4 protein-coding genes, 1 tRNA gene and 3 rRNA genes are annotated in these 18,050 nt (G+C 65.9%); 7 read left to right on the forward strand and 1 reads right to left on the reverse strand.

Annotated features, from left to right (window positions below; all coding sequences use genetic code 11):
• Positions 1 to 324 precede the first annotated feature (324 nt).
• From OGH68_RS27170 to OGH68_RS27185, 4 genes are all read left to right on the forward strand, one after another.
• A 16S ribosomal RNA gene (locus OGH68_RS27170) occupies positions 325 to 1,852 on the forward strand.
• 288 nt (positions 1,853 to 2,140) lie between these two features.
• A 23S ribosomal RNA gene (locus tag OGH68_RS27175) occupies positions 2,141 to 5,265 on the forward strand.
• A gap of 96 nt (positions 5,266 to 5,361) precedes the next feature.
• Positions 5,362 to 5,478: ribosomal RNA gene (gene rrf / locus OGH68_RS27180) — 5S ribosomal RNA — on the forward strand.
• Together the 16S, 23S and 5S rRNA genes with 1 tRNA gene alongside form the textbook arrangement of a ribosomal RNA operon.
• A 190-nt stretch (positions 5,479 to 5,668) precedes the next feature.
• A tRNA-Thr gene (locus tag OGH68_RS27185) sits at positions 5,669 to 5,741 on the forward strand.
• A gap of 90 nt (positions 5,742 to 5,831) precedes the next feature.
• On the opposite strand, the gene OGH68_RS27190 is transcribed toward OGH68_RS27185, so the two are convergent.
• Positions 5,832 to 8,486 (reverse strand): SpoIIE family protein phosphatase, encoded by a 2,655-nt coding sequence (locus OGH68_RS27190; protein ID WP_264247623.1) that lies wholly within the window; start codon positions 8,484 to 8,486, stop codon positions 5,832 to 5,834.
• A gap of 267 nt (positions 8,487 to 8,753) precedes the next feature.
• Between OGH68_RS27190 and OGH68_RS27195 the strand changes: the two genes are divergently transcribed.
• From OGH68_RS27195 to OGH68_RS27205, 3 genes are all read left to right on the forward strand, one after another.
• Positions 8,754 to 14,216, forward strand: a complete 5,463-nt coding sequence (locus OGH68_RS27195) for a HAMP domain-containing protein (RefSeq protein ID WP_264247625.1) — start codon at positions 8,754 to 8,756, stop codon at positions 14,214 to 14,216.
• A gap of 274 nt (positions 14,217 to 14,490) precedes the next feature.
• The gene (locus tag OGH68_RS27200; protein WP_264247626.1) at positions 14,491 to 15,174 is read left to right on the forward strand and encodes a two-component system response regulator; all 684 of its coding nucleotides are present in this window, start codon (positions 14,491 to 14,493) and stop codon (positions 15,172 to 15,174) included.
• 129 nt (positions 15,175 to 15,303) lie between these two features.
• Positions 15,304 to 18,036 (forward strand): DNA translocase FtsK, encoded by a 2,733-nt coding sequence (locus OGH68_RS27205; RefSeq protein ID WP_264247627.1) that lies wholly within the window; start codon positions 15,304 to 15,306, stop codon positions 18,034 to 18,036.
• Positions 18,037 to 18,050: the final 14 nt, after the last annotated feature.

Genomic DNA, 18,050 nt, shown 5'->3' on the forward strand with positions numbered 1-18,050 from the left:
TGAAAAACCCGCCGGCCGGGAATCGGACACGAAAGAGTCTGATAGAGTCGGAAACGCAAGACCGAAGGGAAGCGCCCGGAGGAAAGCCTCAGAGGAATCTGGGGTGAGTACAAAGGAAGCGTCCGTTCCTTGAGAACTCAACAGTGTGCCAAAAATCAACGCCAGATATGTTGATACCCCGTCCATCTTCGGATGGTCGAGGTTCCTTTGAAAAAGTCCGTCCCGCTTGCGGGGCGGCAATCACAGCGAGGACGCTGTGAACGACCGGTCCTATTCCGACCGGTTGTTCCGCTCTTCGGATGTGCACCCGATCACGGGTAAACATTCATGGAGAGTTTGATCCTGGCTCAGGACGAACGCTGGCGGCGTGCTTAACACATGCAAGTCGAACGATGAACCTCCTTCGGGAGGGGATTAGTGGCGAACGGGTGAGTAACACGTGGGCAATCTGCCCTTCACTCTGGGACAAGCCCTGGAAACGGGGTCTAATACCGGATAACACTGCGGATCGCATGGTCTGCGGTTGAAAGCTCCGGCGGTGAAGGATGAGCCCGCGGCCTATCAGCTTGTTGGTGGGGTGATGGCCTACCAAGGCGACGACGGGTAGCCGGCCTGAGAGGGCGACCGGCCACACTGGGACTGAGACACGGCCCAGACTCCTACGGGAGGCAGCAGTGGGGAATATTGCACAATGGGCGAAAGCCTGATGCAGCGACGCCGCGTGAGGGATGACGGCCTTCGGGTTGTAAACCTCTTTCAGCAGGGAAGAAGCGAAAGTGACGGTACCTGCAGAAGAAGCGCCGGCTAACTACGTGCCAGCAGCCGCGGTAATACGTAGGGCGCAAGCGTTGTCCGGAATTATTGGGCGTAAAGAGCTCGTAGGCGGCTTGTCGCGTCGGATGTGAAAGCCCGGGGCTTAACCCCGGGTCTGCATTCGATACGGGCAGGCTAGAGTGTGGTAGGGGAGATCGGAATTCCTGGTGTAGCGGTGAAATGCGCAGATATCAGGAGGAACACCGGTGGCGAAGGCGGATCTCTGGGCCATTACTGACGCTGAGGAGCGAAAGCGTGGGGAGCGAACAGGATTAGATACCCTGGTAGTCCACGCCGTAAACGTTGGGAACTAGGTGTTGGCGACATTCCACGTCGTCGGTGCCGCAGCTAACGCATTAAGTTCCCCGCCTGGGGAGTACGGCCGCAAGGCTAAAACTCAAAGGAATTGACGGGGGCCCGCACAAGCAGCGGAGCATGTGGCTTAATTCGACGCAACGCGAAGAACCTTACCAAGGCTTGACATATACCGGAAAGCATCAGAGATGGTGCCCCCCTTGTGGTCGGTATACAGGTGGTGCATGGCTGTCGTCAGCTCGTGTCGTGAGATGTTGGGTTAAGTCCCGCAACGAGCGCAACCCTTGTTCTGTGTTGCCAGCATGCCCTTCGGGGTGATGGGGACTCACAGGAGACTGCCGGGGTCAACTCGGAGGAAGGTGGGGACGACGTCAAGTCATCATGCCCCTTATGTCTTGGGCTGCACACGTGCTACAATGGCCGGTACAAAGAGCTGCGAAGCCGCGAGGCGGAGCGAATCTCAAAAAGCCGGTCTCAGTTCGGATTGGGGTCTGCAACTCGACCCCATGAAGTCGGAGTTGCTAGTAATCGCAGATCAGCATTGCTGCGGTGAATACGTTCCCGGGCCTTGTACACACCGCCCGTCACGTCACGAAAGTCGGTAACACCCGAAGCCGGTGGCCCAACCCCTTGTGGGAGGGAGCTGTCGAAGGTGGGACTGGCGATTGGGACGAAGTCGTAACAAGGTAGCCGTACCGGAAGGTGCGGCTGGATCACCTCCTTTCTAAGGAGCACATGGCCGACTGCGAGCGAATGACTCGCACGGTTGCTCATGGGTGGAACGTTGATTATTCGGCAGGGACTTGCTCGCCTGCTGCTTCCAGTACTGCTCTTCGGAGCGTGGAACGAGGCGGCTGGTGGGAGATTCTGCCGGGCACACTGTTGGGTGTCTGAGGGTGCGAGCGTTGCTCGTCCTTCGGGATGCCGGCCCCAGTGAACTCGTCGCGGTTGCGGCGGGGTGGTGGGTGGCTGGTCGTTGCTTGAGAACTACACAGTGGACGCGAGCATCTGTGGCCAAGTTTTTAAGGGCGCACGGTGGATGCCTTGGCACCAGGAACCGATGAAGGACGTGGGAGGCCACGATAGTCCCCGGGGAGTCGTCAACCAGGCTTTGATCCGGGGGTTTCCGAATGGGGAAACCCGGCAGTCGTCATGGGCTGTCACCCGCTGCTGAACACATAGGCAGTGTGGAGGGAACGAGGGGAAGTGAAACATCTCAGTACCCTCAGGAAGAGAAAACAACCGTGATTCCGGGAGTAGTGGCGAGCGAAACCGGATGAGGCCAAACCGTATGCGTGTGATACCCGGCAGGGGTTGCGCATACGGGGTTGTGGGATCTCTCTTGATCAGTCTGCCGGCTGGTCGACGAGTCAGAAACCGTATGGGTAGGCGAAGGACATGCGAAAGGTCCGGCGTAGAGGGTAAGACCCCCGTAGCTGAAATTCATACGGCTCGTTTGAGAGACACCCAAGTAGCACGGGGCCCGAGAAATCCCGTGTGAATCTGGCGGGACCACCCGTTAAGCCTAAATATTCCCTGGTGACCGATAGCGGATAGTACCGTGAGGGAATGGTGAAAAGTACCGCGGGAGCGGAGTGAAATAGTACCTGAAACCGTGTGCCTACAAGCCGTGGGAGCGTCGCTGGCAGCACTTGTGCTGTCAGTCGTGACTGCGTGCCTTTTGAAGAATGAGCCTGCGAGTTAGCGGTGTGTAGCGAGGTTAACCCGTGTGGGGAAGCCGTAGCGAAAGCGAGTCCGAACAGGGCGTTTGAGTTGCACGCTCTAGACCCGAAGCGGAGTGATCTAGCCATGGGCAGGTTGAAGCGGAGGTAAGACTTCGTGGAGGACCGAACCCACCAGGGTTGAAAACCTGGGGGATGACCTGTGGTTAGGGGTGAAAGGCCAATCAAACTCCGTGATAGCTGGTTCTCCCCGAAATGCATTTAGGTGCAGCGTCGTGTGTTTCTTGCCGGAGGTAGAGCACTGGATAGGCGATGGGCCCTACCGGGTTACTGACCTTAGCCAAACTCCGAATGCCGGTAAGTGAGAGCGCGGCAGTGAGACTGTGGGGGATAAGCTCCATGGTCGAGAGGGAAACAGCCCAGAGCATCGACTAAGGCCCCTAAGCGTACGCTAAGTGGGAAAGGATGTGGAGTCGCAGAGACAACCAGGAGGTTGGCTTAGAAGCAGCCACCCTTGAAAGAGTGCGTAATAGCTCACTGGTCAAGTGATTCCGCGCCGACAATGTAGCGGGGCTCAAGCGTACCGCCGAAGTCGTGTCATTCCAGCATGAGGGCCAACGCCCGCTGGGATGGGTAGGGGAGCGTCGTGTGCCGGGTGAAGCAGCCGCGGAAGCGAGTTGTGGACGGTTCACGAGTGAGAATGCAGGCATGAGTAGCGATACACACGTGAGAAACGTGTGCGCCGATTGACTAAGGGTTCCTGGGTCAAGCTGATCTGCCCAGGGTAAGTCGGGACCTAAGGCGAGGCCGACAGGCGTAGTCGATGGACAACCGGTTGATATTCCGGTACCCGCTTTGAAACGCCCAATATCGAATCAGGCGATGCTAAGTCCGTGAAGCCGCCGGCTGAGTCTTCGGACGAGGTCGGAGTGGTGGAGCCGACGAACCAGACTTGTAGTAGGTAAGCGATGGGGTGACGCAGGAAGGTAGTCCAGCCCGGGCGGTGGTTGTCCCGGGGTAAGGGTGTAGGCCGTGTGATAGGCAAATCCGTCACACATTGAGGCTGAGACCTGATGCCGAGCCGATTGTGGTGAAGTGGATGATCCTATGCTGTCGAGAAAAGCCTCTAGCGAGTTTCATGGCGGCCCGTACCCTAAACCGACTCAGGTGGTCAGGTAGAGAATACCGAGGCGTTCGGGTGAACTATGGTTAAGGAACTCGGCAAAATGCCCCCGTAACTTCGGGAGAAGGGGGGCCATTCCTGGTGATAGCACTTGCTGCTTGAGCTGGGGGTGGCCGCAGAGACCAGCGAGAAGCGACTGTTTACTAAAAACACAGGTCCGTGCGAAGCCGTAAGGCGATGTATACGGACTGACGCCTGCCCGGTGCTGGAACGTTAAGGGGACCGGTTAGCTCCATTTCGGTGGGGCGAAGCTGAGAACTTAAGCGCCAGTAAACGGCGGTGGTAACTATAACCATCCTAAGGTAGCGAAATTCCTTGTCGGGTAAGTTCCGACCTGCACGAATGGCGTAACGACTTCTCGACTGTCTCAACCATAGGCCCGGTGAAATTGCACTACGAGTAAAGATGCTCGTTTCGCGCAGCAGGACGGAAAGACCCCGGGACCTTTACTACAGTTTGATATTGGTGTTCGGTTCGGCTTGTGTAGGATAGGTGGGAGACTGTGAAGCTTGGACGCCAGTTCAGGTGGAGTCGTCGTTGAAATACCACTCTGGTCGTGCTGGATGTCTAACCTGGGTCCGTGATCCGGATCAGGGACAGTGTCTGATGGGTAGTTTAACTGGGGCGGTTGCCTCCCAAAGGGTAACGGAGGCGCCCAAAGGTTCCCTCAGCCTGGTTGGCAATCAGGTGTTGAGTGTAAGTGCACAAGGGAGCTTGACTGTGAGACCGACGGGTCGAGCAGGGACGAAAGTCGGGACTAGTGATCCGGCGGTGGCTTGTGGAAGCGCCGTCGCTCAACGGATAAAAGGTACCCCGGGGATAACAGGCTGATCTTCCCCAAGAGTCCATATCGACGGGATGGTTTGGCACCTCGATGTCGGCTCGTCGCATCCTGGGGCTGGAGTCGGTCCCAAGGGTTGGGCTGTTCGCCCATTAAAGCGGTACGCGAGCTGGGTTTAGAACGTCGTGAGACAGTTCGGTCCCTATCCGCTGTGCGCGTAGGAGTCTTGAGAAGGGCTGTCCCTAGTACGAGAGGACCGGGACGGACGAACCTCTGGTGTGCCAGTTGTCCTGCCAAGGGCATGGCTGGTTGGCTACGTTCGGAAAGGATAACCGCTGAAAGCATCTAAGCGGGAAGCCTGCTTCGAGATGAGGACTCCCACCTCCTTGAGAGGGTAAGGCTCCCAGTAGACGACTGGGTTGATAGGCCGGATATGGAAGCCCTGTAAGGGGTGGAGTTGACCGGTACTAATAGGCCGAGGGCTTGTCCTCAGTTGCTCGCGTCCACTGTGTTAGTTCTGAAGTAACGAACTCGCCCGACCCCTGTTGCGGGGTTGCCGGCTGGTAGTTCGGACATCTTCATAGTGTTTCGGTGGTCATTGCGTTAGGGAAACGCCCGGTTACATTCCGAACCCGGAAGCTAAGCCTTTCAGCGCCGATGGTACTGCAGGGGGGACCCTGTGGGAGAGTAGGACGCCGCCGAACAATCTTTGTGGGGAAGCCCCGCACCCTTGTGGTGCGGGGCTTTTCCGCGTTCATAACCCGGAAGAGTGCCGGCAAGTCCCGGCCCCACGCATCAGCCCCACGGGCCGGCTGTTCGTATTTTCGTCGGCAGGATGGTTCGAAGCACTCCCCGATCCGGGGTATGCTTTATCCCGTTGCCGCAGCGCAGCAGGCCCCTATAGCTCAGTCGGTAGAGCGTCTCCATGGTAAGGAGAAGGTCAACGGTTCGATTCCGTTTGGGGGCTCCGGAAAAGAAGCAAATGAAGAAGGCCCCCGCCGAAAGGCGGGGGCCTTCTTCATGTTTCCGGGCGGGACCCCTTCGGCCCCTGCCCGTATCAGCCGTTGTGGGGCTCCGGGACACGCAACGCCAGAATGGCCATGTCGTCCGAGGCCGGTTCCGCCGCAAAGCGCTCCACGGCCCTGAGGACCCGCGCGGCGACCGCACCCGCCGTCAGTCCCGTGCAGTGCGTCAGCACGTCGCTCAGGCCGTCGTCGCCCAGCATGCGCGTGCCCTCACGGCGCTCGGTGACCCCGTCCGTCACGCACAGGAGGACGTCGCCCGGGTCGAGCGTCACCATCTGCTCGTACAGCTCCAGATCCTCCATGACGCCGAGGAGCGGCTGCGGTTCGGCGGCCGGCTCCACGGTGCCGTCCTGGCGGAGCCGCAGCGGCAGCGGATGTCCGGCGCAGACGACCTTGAGGACGGCGCTGCCGTCCTCCTGCGGCCACAGCTCCCCGTACAGGAGCGTGAGGAAGCGGCTGCGGGCGCCCTCGTCGAGGATGGCCGCGTTCAGCCGCTCCAGGACGGCCGGGCCGCCGAAGCCCTCGCGGGCCAGCAGCCGGAGTGCGTGGCGGGCGAGGCCGGTGACCGCCGCGGCCTCGGGGCCCGTGCCGCAGACGTCGCCGATGGCGAAGCCGTACGCGCCGTCACGGATGGGGAAGAGATCGTAGAAGTCGCCGCCGACCTCGTTGCCCTCTCCTGCGGCGCGGTAGATGACCTCGACCTCGACGCCCGGGATCTGCGGCAGCTCCGGGGGCAGCAGGCTGCGCTGCAGGGACTGGCTGATCGCCATGCGCTCGGAGTAGAGGCGCGAGTTGTCCAGTGCGAGGGCCGCGCGGCGGGAGAGGTCCTCGGCGAGTTCGAGGATCTCCTGGCGGAAGTGGTCGTCGGACGGCTTGCCGAGCGTCAGCATCCCGATCACGCGGTTGCGGGCGACGAGCGGCAGTACGACGGTCTCGCCGCCGACGGTGGCCGCCGTGGCGAGCGTCGTCCCGATGCCCGAGGAAACCGGCGGTGTGGAGCCCAGGCCCAGTTCGCGCTTCGAGGCGAGCAGCGCCGCGTGCTGGGCGGCCTCGCCGGGTGCGTTCCACACCCGGGCGCCGGGCGTCGGTACCGGATCGGGCGGGTCGATCCTCGACAGCAGGGCCTTGAGGCCGTCGATGCGCTCCTCGTCCTCGTGCAGCACATAGCTGAGGTACGGCTCGGAGGACTGGTCGGCGATCGTGTAGACCGCGCACCAGGCGGCGAGTGTGGGAACCGTCATCTGTGCCATCAGCGCCAGCGTCTGGTCCCGGTCCAGCGTGCCGGCCAGCAGGTCGGAGGCTTCGACGAGGAAGGACAGCGAGCCGCGGCGCAGCCGTTCCAACTCACCGAGCCGTGCCGATTCGACGGCCAGCGCGATGCGGTCCGCCGCGAACTGCAGACGCAGTGCCTCCTCGTTGGAGTAGCGGCCGGCGGACTCCGCGGCCACGCCGAGGGAGCCGGTGAGCCGGCCCTCGACCTTCAGCGGCACCGTGACCACCGAGCGCATGCCGGTGGAGTTGAGGAGCGGAACGGCTCCGGGGACTGCCGTGAGGTCCTCGTGGACCGCGGGCATCCGCGCGGAGCCGTAGCGCCCTGAGCCGGCCTCCACCGGGACGCGGGCGAAGCGCTGGCGGGCGGAAGGGAGCCCCGTCGTGGCCCGGACTTCCAGCTCCGTCTCGTCGTCGGTGGCCAGGAGCAGGAAGGCGGCGTCGCCGTCGAGCATGTCCCTGGCGCGTTCGACGGTGCGCTGGAGCAGACCGTCGAGATCGTCGGGCGCGGGGGAGCCGATGAAGACCTCGAACGGGTCCGTGGTGCGGTGCTCGGCGCCGCTGTCCCTGCCGGAGGCCCGCTGCGGGGACTGCAGTACGGCGCGCTCGTCGTCGCGCACCAGCAGACAGACCGTGGACGGTTCGCCGTTCGCGTCACGTACGCGCAGGTGGGAGGCGTAGACCGGGATCACCCGGCCGTCGTGGCCGCGAATGCCGTAGCTGCCCTCCCAGCGGGACAGCTGAAGGGCCTCCGCGATGCCGGTTCCGATTCCCGGGGTGTGGGGCCAGGCGGCGAAGTCGGTGAGCGGCTTGCCGACGACCTGGTCCGCCGCGTATCCGAAGAGGTGCTCGGCGTCCTCGTTCCACACGGAGATCGTGCCGGTGCGGTCGATCTGTGTCACCGCGACCCGGACCCGGTCCTGGGTGGGCGGCAGCATGGCGGTGGGCAGGACCGGGCCGGCGGACCGGGTGCCGACCGCCCGCTGCGGCAGGTCGAGTTGGAACCACACCGTCTTGTGCGTCGGTGTGTACTCCACGCCCCAGCGGGAGGCGAGCGCCGCACAGAGGAGCAGCCCGCGTCCGTTCTCGCTGTCGAGGTCGGCGATGGTGCGGCCGGAGCCCTGTATCGGCACCTCCCGCTCCGGGTAGCGGTCGGCGACCTCGACGCGGACGCCGTCCTCGGAGCGCAGACACAGCACGTCCGCGGAGGTTCCCGCGTGGATGACGGCGTTGGTGACGAGCTCGCTGGTGAGGACCACCGCGTCGTCCACCACGTCGGAGTGTCCCCACCCCTGGAGGGTGTCGCGGACGAAGGCACGGGCGGTCGCGACGGACCGCCCGACTGGGTCGAAGCTGGCAGCCGCCCGCGCGGTGATCACAGAACTCCTCGTACGCGTCTCGACGCCCGGCTCTGCCATGATCGGCCTGCCCCTCCCGGTGCCCGGTGATGTCGAGCACCACACCGCCCCCGCCGGGCGGACCGGGGCGGTTGGACAGCCGGATGCCAGGTTACTTACCTTCGCTGTCCGAGCGGATGCCGGTTACCGCTGTTTCCGCCCTCCGGGGGTGGGGACGCTATGCGAAGCTGCCGAACTGTTATCGCCTGGTTCCGGCATGGTGAAACACTGGGCAGGCTTCCTGAGACGGCCCAGGCAGTAACGGTCAACCCCTGCGGGAGGGACACGGTGGAGTCTGGCGTGACGGCGCGGACCAAGGATACGCGCGCGAAAGGCGGACGGTCCCGGAGCAATGGGACAACGGAGGTCGACACCGCAGCCCTGAACAGGCTGCTGGCGGCCCTCGTGACGATGCGCGACGGCAACTTCCGTCGCCGTCTGACGGTGTCGGGCGACGGCGTGATGGCCGAGATCGCGGCCGTCTTCAACGAGGTCGCCGACCGCAATCTCCACCTCACGGGTGAGATCGCCCGGGTCCGCAGGATGGTCGGCCGTGAGGGAAAACTCACGGAGCGGCTGGAGACGGGGGCCTGCGAGGGGTCCTGGGCGGCGGCTGTCGACGCCGCGAACGAGCTGGTGGACGACCTGGCCCGGCCGGTGTCCGAGGTCGGGCGGGTGCTGTCCGCGGTCGCGGACGGTGATCTGGAGCAGCGCATGGAGCTGCGCTCGCCTGCCACGGACGGCCAGGACGGGGCGGCGGTGCGTCCGCTGCGCGGCGAGTTCCTGAAGGTCGCCCGTACGGTCAACAGCCTCGTCGACCAGCTGTCGGCGTTCACCGACGAGGTGACGCGGGTCGCGCTCGAGGTGGGCACGGAGGGCAAACTGGGCGGCCAGGCCCAGGTGCGCGGCATGTCCGGTTCGTGGAAGGACCTCACGGATTCGGTCAACACCATGGCGTACCGGCTGACGGCGCAGGTGCGTGACATCGCTCTCGTCACGACGGCCGTCGCGAAGGGCGATCTGTCCCGCAAGGTCACCGTTCATGTGGCCGGCGAGATGCTGCAGCTGAAGGACACCGTCAACACGATGGTCGACCAGCTGTCGTCGTTCTCCTCCGAGGTGACCCGGGTGGCCCGGGAAGTGGGCACGGAGGGTGAACTGGGCGGTCAGGCGACCGTTCCCGGTGTGGCCGGTGTGTGGAAGGACCTCACCGACTCGGTGAACACGATGGCCGGGAACCTGACGTCCCAGGTGCGTGGCATCGCCGAGGTGACGACGGCGGTGGCCAACGGCGACCTGTCGCAGAAGGTCACGGTCAACGCGCGGGGCGAGGTGGCCCAGCTCGCGGAGACGATCAACCAGATGACCGAGACGCTGCGGACGTTCGCGGACGAGGTCACGCGGGTGGCCAGCGAGGTCGGCGCGGAGGGTCTGCTCGGCGGTCAGGCGCAGGTGCCGGGTGCGGCGGGGACGTGGAAGGACCTCACCGATTCGGTGAACACCGCGTTCCGTAACCTCACGGGTCAGGTGCGTGACATCGCGCAGGTGACGACGGCGGTGGCCAACGGTGATCTGTCGCAGAAGGTCACGGTCGACGTCGCCGGCGAGATGCTGGAACTGAAGAACACCGTCAACACGATGGTGGCCCAGCTTCAGTCCTTCGGTTCCGAAGTGACACGGGTGGCCCGCGAGGTCGGTGTCGAGGGCCGGCTCGGCGGTCAGGCGGAGGTCCCGGGTGCGGCGGGGACGTGGAAGGACCTCACCGATTCGGTGAACACCGCGTTCCGTAACCTCACGGGTCAGGTGCGTGACATCGCGCAGGTGACGACGGCGGTGGCCAACGGTGATCTGTCGCAGAAGGTCACGGTCGACGTCGCCGGCGAGATGCTGGAACTGAAGAACACCGTCAACACGATGGTGGCCCAGCTGTCGTCGTTCGCCGACCAGGTCACGCGCATGGCACGGGACGTGGGCACGGAGGGCCGCCTCGGCGGCCAGGCGCGGGTCGACGGCGTCAGCGGTACGTGGAAGGAACTGACGGACTCCGTCAACTTCATGGCCGGGAATCTGACGTCCCAGGTGCGTCAGATCGCGCAGGTGACGACGGCGGTGGCGCGCGGCGACCTGTCGCAGAAGATCGATGTCGACGCGCGCGGCGAGATCCTCGAGCTGAAGAACACCATCAACACCATGGTCGACCAGCTGTCCGCCTTCGCGGAGCAGGTCACCAGGGTGGCCCGCGAGGTGGGCACCGACGGCCGCCTCGGTGGTCAGGCGCAGGTTCCGGGTGTGGCCGGCGTGTGGCGTGACCTGACGGACTCCGTGAACGGCATGGCCGGGAACCTCACGGCGCAGGTGCGAAACATCGCGCAGGTCGCGACGGCGGTGGCCCGGGGTGACCTGTCGCAGAAGATCGACGTGGACGCGCGGGGCGAGATCCTCGAGCTGAAGAACACCCTCAACACGATGGTCGACCAGCTGTCGAACTTCGCCGAGCAGGTCACCAGGGTGGCCCGTGAGGTGGGCACCGAGGGCATCCTCGGCGGCCAGGCCGAGGTCCAGGGTGTGTCCGGTACGTGGAAGGACCTCACCCAGTCCGTCAACTTCATGGCGAACAACCTCACCAGCCAGGTGCGCAACATCGCGGAGGTGACGACGGCGGTCGCCAAGGGCGATCTGTCGAAGAAGATCACCGTCGACGCGAAGGGCGAGATCCTGGAGCTGGTGACGACCGTCAACACGATGGTCGACCAGCTGTCCGACTTCGCGGACGAAGTGACCAGGGTCGCCCGTGAGGTGGGTACGGAAGGTGTGCTGGGCGGCCAGGCGCGGGTGCGCGGCGTCACCGGCATCTGGAAGGACCTGAGCGACAACGTCAACCTGATGGCGAACAACCTCACCAGCCAGGTGCGGAACATCTCCCGGGTCTCGGCGGCGGTCGCCAACGGTGACCTGACGAAGAAGGTGACGGTCGAGGCGCGCGGCGAGGTCGCGGAGCTCGCCGACACCGTCAACACGATGGTGCGGACGCTGTCGTCGTTCGCCGACGAGGTGACCCGGGTGGCCCGCGAGGTGGGCACGGACGGCCGCCTCGGCGGTCAGGCGCGGGTGCCGGGCGTCTCCGGTACGTGGAAGGACCTGACCGAGTCGGTGAACTCGATGGCGTCCAACCTGACCGGTCAGGTGCGGCAGATCGCGACCGTCACCACCGCCATCGCCAAGGGCGATCTGACCCGCAAGATCGACATCGACGCGCGGGGCGAGATCCTCGAGCTGAAGACCACCATCAACACCATGGTCGACCAGCTCTCCTCGTTCGCCGAGGAGGTCACCCGGGTGGCCCGCGAGGTGGGCACCGACGGGCAGCTGGGCGGTCAGGCCCGGGTGCGGGACGTCGACGGCACCTGGCGCGACCTGACGGAGTCGGTGAACGAGATGGCCGGGAACCTGACCCGGCAGGTGCGGGCCATCGCGGCCGTCGCGACCGCGGTGACCCGCGGCGACCTGAATCTGAAGATCGATGTGGACGCCGCCGGTGAGATCCAGGTCCTCCAGGACAACATCAACACCATGATCGCGAACCTCCGCGACACCACCCTCGCCAATGAGGAACAGGACTGGCTGAAGGGCAATCTGGCCCGTATCTCCGGTCTGATGCAGGGTCGGCGCGACCTGGAGGACGTCGCGTCGCTGATCATGAGCGAGCTCACCCCGGTCGTCTCCGCCCAGCACGGAGCCTTCTTCCTGGCCGTGCCCACGGGCGGCCCCGAGACGGGCGGTGAGTCGTACGAGCTGTGCATGCGCGGCAGTTACGGCTACTCGGCCGGTCTGATGCCGACCTCGTTCCGGCCGGGGGAGACCCTGATCGGGACGGCGGCGGAGGAGAAGCGGACGATCCAGGTCAATGTGCCGCCGGGTTATCTGAAGATCTCGTCGGGGCTCGGCGAGGCCTCGCCGGCCTATGTGATCGTGCTGCCGGTGCTGTTCGAGGGGAAGGTCCTCGGTGTGATCGAGCTGGCGTCGTTCCAGCCGTTCACCCAGATCCAGCGGGACTTCCTGAACCAGATCGCCGAGATGATCGCGACGAGCGTCAACACGATCAGCGTCAACACCAAGACCGAGGTGCTGCTCAAGCAGTCGCAGGAGCTGACCGAGCAGCTGCGTGAGCGCTCCGCCGAGCTGGAGAACCGGCAGAAGGCGCTCCAGGCGTCCAACGCGGAACTGGAGGAGAAGGCCGAGCTGCTGGCACAGCAGAACCGCGACATCGAGGTGAAGAACACCGAGATCGAGGAGGCCCGGCAGGTGCTGGAGGAGCGTGCGGAACAGCTCGCCGTCTCCATGCGCTACAAGTCGGAGTTCCTGGCGAACATGTCGCACGAGCTGCGCACGCCGCTCAACTCCCTGCTGATTCTGGCCAAGCTGCTCGCGGACAACGCGGACGCCAACCTCTCACCGAAGCAGGTGGAGTTCGCCGAGACGATCCACGGCGCGGGTTCCGATCTGCTCCAGCTGATCAACGACATCCTCGACCTGTCGAAGGTCGAGGCGGGCAAGATGGACGTCAGCCCGACCCGTATCGCGCTGGTGCAGCTGGTCGACTACGTCGAGGCGACGTTCCGGCCGCTGACGGCGGAGAAGGGGCTCGACTTCTCGGTCCGTGTCTCGCCGGAGCTGCCCGCGACGCTGCACACCGACGAGCAGCGGCTGCTGCAGGTGCTGCGCAACCTGCTGTCGAACGCGGTGAAGTTCACTGACAGCGGCGCGGTCGAGCTGGTGATCAGGCCGGCCGGCGCGGATGTGCCGCAGTCGATCCGGGAGCAGCTGCTGGAGGCCGGTTCGCTGCGGGACGCGGACGCGGATCTGATCGCCTTCTCCGTGACGGACACGGGCATCGGGATCGCGGCGGGCAAGATGCGGGTCATCTTCGAGGCGTTCAAGCAGGCGGACGGGACGACCAGCCGCAAGTACGGCGGCACGGGGCTCGGTTTGTCGATCAGCCGGGAGATCGCGCGCCTGCTGGGCGGCGAGATCCATGCGGCGAGCGAGCCGGGGCGCGGTTCGACGTTCACGCTGTATCTGCCGCTGCAGCCGAGCGAACTGCCGCCGCAGGGCTATCCGCAGCTGGTGCCCGGTATCGGCGGCAGCAAGGTTCTGGAGCGCCTCGCGGAGGACGAGAGCGAAACGCAGGGGCGGCCCCAGCCGGCCGCCGCCGCTCCGGCGGGTACCGCGGCGCTGCTGCGGCGGCGCCGGAAGGCGCAGGCCACCCTGGAGGCCCAGCGGAACGCGGGGCAGCTCGGGGAGGTGCCGGGCCAGGAGCCGTGGGCGGCGGGCGCGGACGAGCAGGAGGGTGCCGAGCAGGGACGGTTGTTCGCCTTCGACGGCGAGAAGGTCCTGATCGTCGACGACGACATCCGTAACGTCTTCGCGCTCACCAGCGTGCTGGAGCAGCACGGACTGTCGGTGCTCTACGCGGAGAACGGCCGGGAGGGCATCGAGGTCCTGGAGCAGCACGACGATGTGACGGTCGTACTGATGGACATCATGATGCCGGAGATGGACGGCTATGCGACGACGACGGCGATCCGCAGGATGCCGCAGTTCGCGGGGCTGCCGATCATCGCGCTCACGGCGAAGGCAATGAAGGGCGACCGGGAGAAGGCGATCGAGTCCGGAGCATCCGATTACGTGACGAAGCCGGTGGATCCGGACCATCTTCTGTCGGTGATGGAGCAGTGGATGCGTCAGAAGTGAGTGTCGGGCGTGCGATTGTGCGCGAGTTGCTGATCGAATATGGCCGATGGCGTGTGGGACCGCGGGATCCGGGGAACTATCCGATCTCCCCCCACGTTTGCGGTACGTGCACAGTGACATCGTGGTGACAGGGTGTGGCGACGGGCGGGGTGCGGCTACCATGACCGGCACAAGGACGGGCGGCGCAAGGGAGTCGTCCCCTGGGGCGGCGCCCGGTGCGTCCCCCGGCTCTTCGAGCTGGGGAGACCCCATGCCGGGGCGAGGAGGACGGGGCATGGTGCAGAAGGCCAAGATCCTCCTGGTCGATGACAGGCCGGAGAATCTGCTTGCGCTGGAGGCCATCCTCTCCGCGCTCGATCAGACGCTGGTGAGGGCATCGTCAGGGGAGGAGGCGCTCAAGGCGCTGCTGACGGATGACTTCGCGGTCATTCTGCTGGACGTCCAGATGCCGGGGATGGACGGGTTCGAGACCGCTGCGCACATCAAGCGGCGGGAGCGGACCAGGGATATCCCGATCATCTTCCTGACGGCGATCAACCACGGCCCCCACCACACCTTCCGCGGTTACGCCGCCGGCGCGGTGGACTACATCTCCAAGCCCTTCGACCCGTGGGTGCTGCGGGCCAAGGTGTCGGTCTTCGTCGAGCTCTACATGAAGAACTGCCAACTGCGTGAGCAGGCCGCACTGCTGCGGCTCCAGCTCGAGGGCGGCAACCAGGCCGAAGCCGGTGCCGGCCGCGAGCCCGCGGGCCTCCTCGCCGAGCTGTCCGCGCGTCTCGCCGCCGTCGAGGAGCAGGCGGAGGCGCTCTCCAAGCAGCTCGACGATGATGCGGCGGACGCGGCTGCCGTGGCGACGGCCGCCCACCTCGAGCGCAAACTCACCGGACTGCGCAGGGCCCTTGACGCGCTGGAGCCCGGCACGGGCGGCGGCTCGCAGACGCTCCCGTCACAGAGCTAGACTGGTACGTCCGGGGCCCGGCCCGTCGCTTGAGGGCGCGTCAGTTTCGTGGCACATCAGCCACGACACGAACGGGTGAAGCAGTGGGCACACGTGTCCGCAGCCGTCGACACCGGTAACCTCACCACCATGGCCTCACGTACGTCCGGCAAGGGTTCCCAGGGCACGGCGGGCACCGCGAAGCCGCGCGCCGGCCGTACGACCGGTGCCGCGAAGAAGGCGGCGCCCGCGAAGAAGGCCGCCCCCAGGAAGACGGCGCCCGCCAAGAAGGCGGCCGCGCCGAAGCCCGCACCGTCCCCCACCGGGGGCGTGTACCGCCTGGTGCGCGCCGTCTGGCTGGGTCTCGCGCACGCCGTCGGGGCGATGTTCCGCGGCATAGGGCGTGGCGCCAAGGGACTGGACCCGGCGCACCGCAAGGACGGCCTGGCCCTGCTGCTCCTCGGGCTGGCGCTGATCGTCGCGGCGGGTACCTGGTCGAATCTGCGCGGCCCGGTCGGCGATCTCGTCGAGATGCTGATCACCGGCGCCTTCGGCCGGCTCGATCTGCTCGCGCCGATACTGCTGGGCGCGATCGCCGTACGACTCATCCTCTATCCCGAGCGGCCGGAGGCCAACGGCCGCGTCGTCATCGGCCTTTCCGCGCTCGTCATCGGCGTACTCGGCCAGGTCCACATGGCGTGCGGGTCGCCCGGCCGGGGCGAGGGCACGGAAGCGATCCAGGACGCGGGCGGCCTGATCGGCTGGGCCGTGTCCAAACCGCTGATCTTCGCCATGGGCGAGGTGCTCGCGGTACCGCTGCTCGTGCTGCTCACCGTCTTCGGCCTCCTCGTCGTCACCGCCACGCCCGTCAACGCCATTCCGCAGCGCCTGCGGCTGCTCGGCTCCAAGCTCGGCATCGTCGAGCCGCGGCACGAGGGCGGGGCCGGGGACGACGACGAGCGGTACGAGGAGCAGTGGCGCGAAGCCTTGCCGACCGCGCCGCGCCGTTCGCCGCGCCGCGCAGCGGCGGCGCCCGCGGACGCCGATCCGGACACCGCGGAGGAGGAGGCCATCGCCCGGCGCCGCCGGCCGCGACGCCCGTCGGCGCAGCCGGCCGTCGGCCGGGAGATGGACGCGGTGGACGTCGCCGCGGCGGCGGCAGCCGCCCTGGACGGCGCCGTGCTGAACGGTATGCCGCCCTCTCCGCTGGTCGCGGACCTGACGCGGGACGTCACCGCCGACCGGCAGCGCGCCGCCACACCCGTGCCGACCGCACGGGAACCCGAGGCCGCGGACCGTGAAAGGCCGGCCCCGGCGACACAGGGTGTCGTGCCCGACCTGACCAAGCCGGTGCGCGAACAGCCCCAGGAGCTGCCCCCGAGGGCCGAGCAGCTCCAGCTCTCCGGCGACATCACCTACTCGCTGCCGTCGCTCGACCTGCTCGAGCGCGGCGGGCCCGGAAAGACCCGCAGTGCCGCCAATGACGCGGTCGTCGCCTCGCTGACCAACGTGTTCACGGAGTTCAAGGTCGACGCGGCCGTCACCGGCTTCACCCGCGGCCCCACGGTCACCCGTTACGAGGTGGAACTCGGCCCGGCCGTGAAGGTCGAACGCATCACGGCCCTGACCAAGAACATCGCGTACGCGGTCGCCAGCCCGGACGTGCGGATCATCTCGCCGATCCCCGGCAAGTCCGCCGTCGGCATCGAGATCCCGAACACCGACCGCGAGATGGTCAACCTCGGCGACGTCCTGCGCCTCGCGGACGCGGCGGAGGACGACCACCCGATGCTGGTCGCGCTCGGCAAGGACGTCGAGGGCGGCTATGTGATGGCCAACCTGGCGAAGATGCCGCACGTCCTGGTCGCCGGCGCCACCGGCTCCGGCAAGTCGTCATGCATCAACTGCCTGATCACCTCCGTGATGATAAGAGCGACGCCGGAGGACGTGCGGATGGTGCTGGTCGACCCGAAGCGGGTCGAGCTCACCGCCTACGAGGGCATCCCGCACCTCATCACGCCGATCATCACCAACCCCAAGCGGGCCGCCGAGGCCCTGCAGTGGGTCGTGCGCGAGATGGACCTGCGCTACGACGACCTCGCCGCATACGGCTACCGGCACATCGACGACTTCAACCAGGCCGTTCGAGGCGGCAAGGTCAAGCCGCCGGAGGGCAGCGAACGCGAGCTCCAGCCGTACCCGTACCTGCTGGTCATCGTCGACGAGCTGGCCGACCTCATGATGGTCGCGCCGCGTGACGTCGAGGACGCGATCGTGCGCATCACACAGCTGGCGCGCGCGGCGGGCATCCATCTGGTACTGGCGACCCAGCGGCCCTCGGTCGACGTCGTCACCGGCCTGATCAAGGCGAACGTGCCCTCCCGCCTGGCGTTCGCCACGTCGTCCCTCGCCGACAGCCGGGTCATCCTCGACCAGCCGGGTGCGGAGAAACTGATCGGCAAGGGCGACGGCCTGTTCCTGCCGATGGGCGCCAACAAACCCACCCGTATGCAGGGCGCCTTCGTGACGGAGGACGAGGTCGCCGCCGTCGTCCGGCACTGCAAGGATCAGATGGCCCCGGTCTTCCGGGAAGACGTGGTCGTCGGCACCAAGCAGAAGAAGGAGATCGACGAGGACATCGGCGACGACCTCGATCTGCTCTGCCAGGCCGCCGAGCTGGTCGTCTCCACCCAGTTCGGCTCGACGTCGATGCTGCAGCGCAAGCTGCGCGTGGGCTTCGCGAAGGCCGGCCGGCTGATGGACCTCATGGAGTCGCGGAACATCGTCGGCCCGAGCGAGGGGTCCAAGGCACGTGACGTTCTGGTGAAACCCGACGAACTTGATGGAGTGCTCGCCGTGATTCGCGGAGAGACTCACTCGTAAGGGTTCGGGGAGCA

It is taken from the genome of Streptomyces peucetius, from assembly GCF_025854275.1.
Lineage (GTDB): Bacteria > Actinomycetota > Actinomycetes > Streptomycetales > Streptomycetaceae > Streptomyces > Streptomyces peucetius_A.

Coding starts and splice junctions, on each gene's coding strand:
- OGH68_RS27190 (WP_264247623.1), bottom strand. CDS start 8,486: ATGGCAGAGCCGGGCGTCGAGACGCGTACGAGGAGTTCTGTGATCACC.
- OGH68_RS27205 (WP_264247627.1), top strand. CDS start 15,304: ATGGCCTCACGTACGTCCGGCAAGGGTTCCCAGGGCACGGCGGGCACC.
- OGH68_RS27200 (WP_264247626.1), top strand. CDS start 14,491: ATGGTGCAGAAGGCCAAGATCCTCCTGGTCGATGACAGGCCGGAGAAT.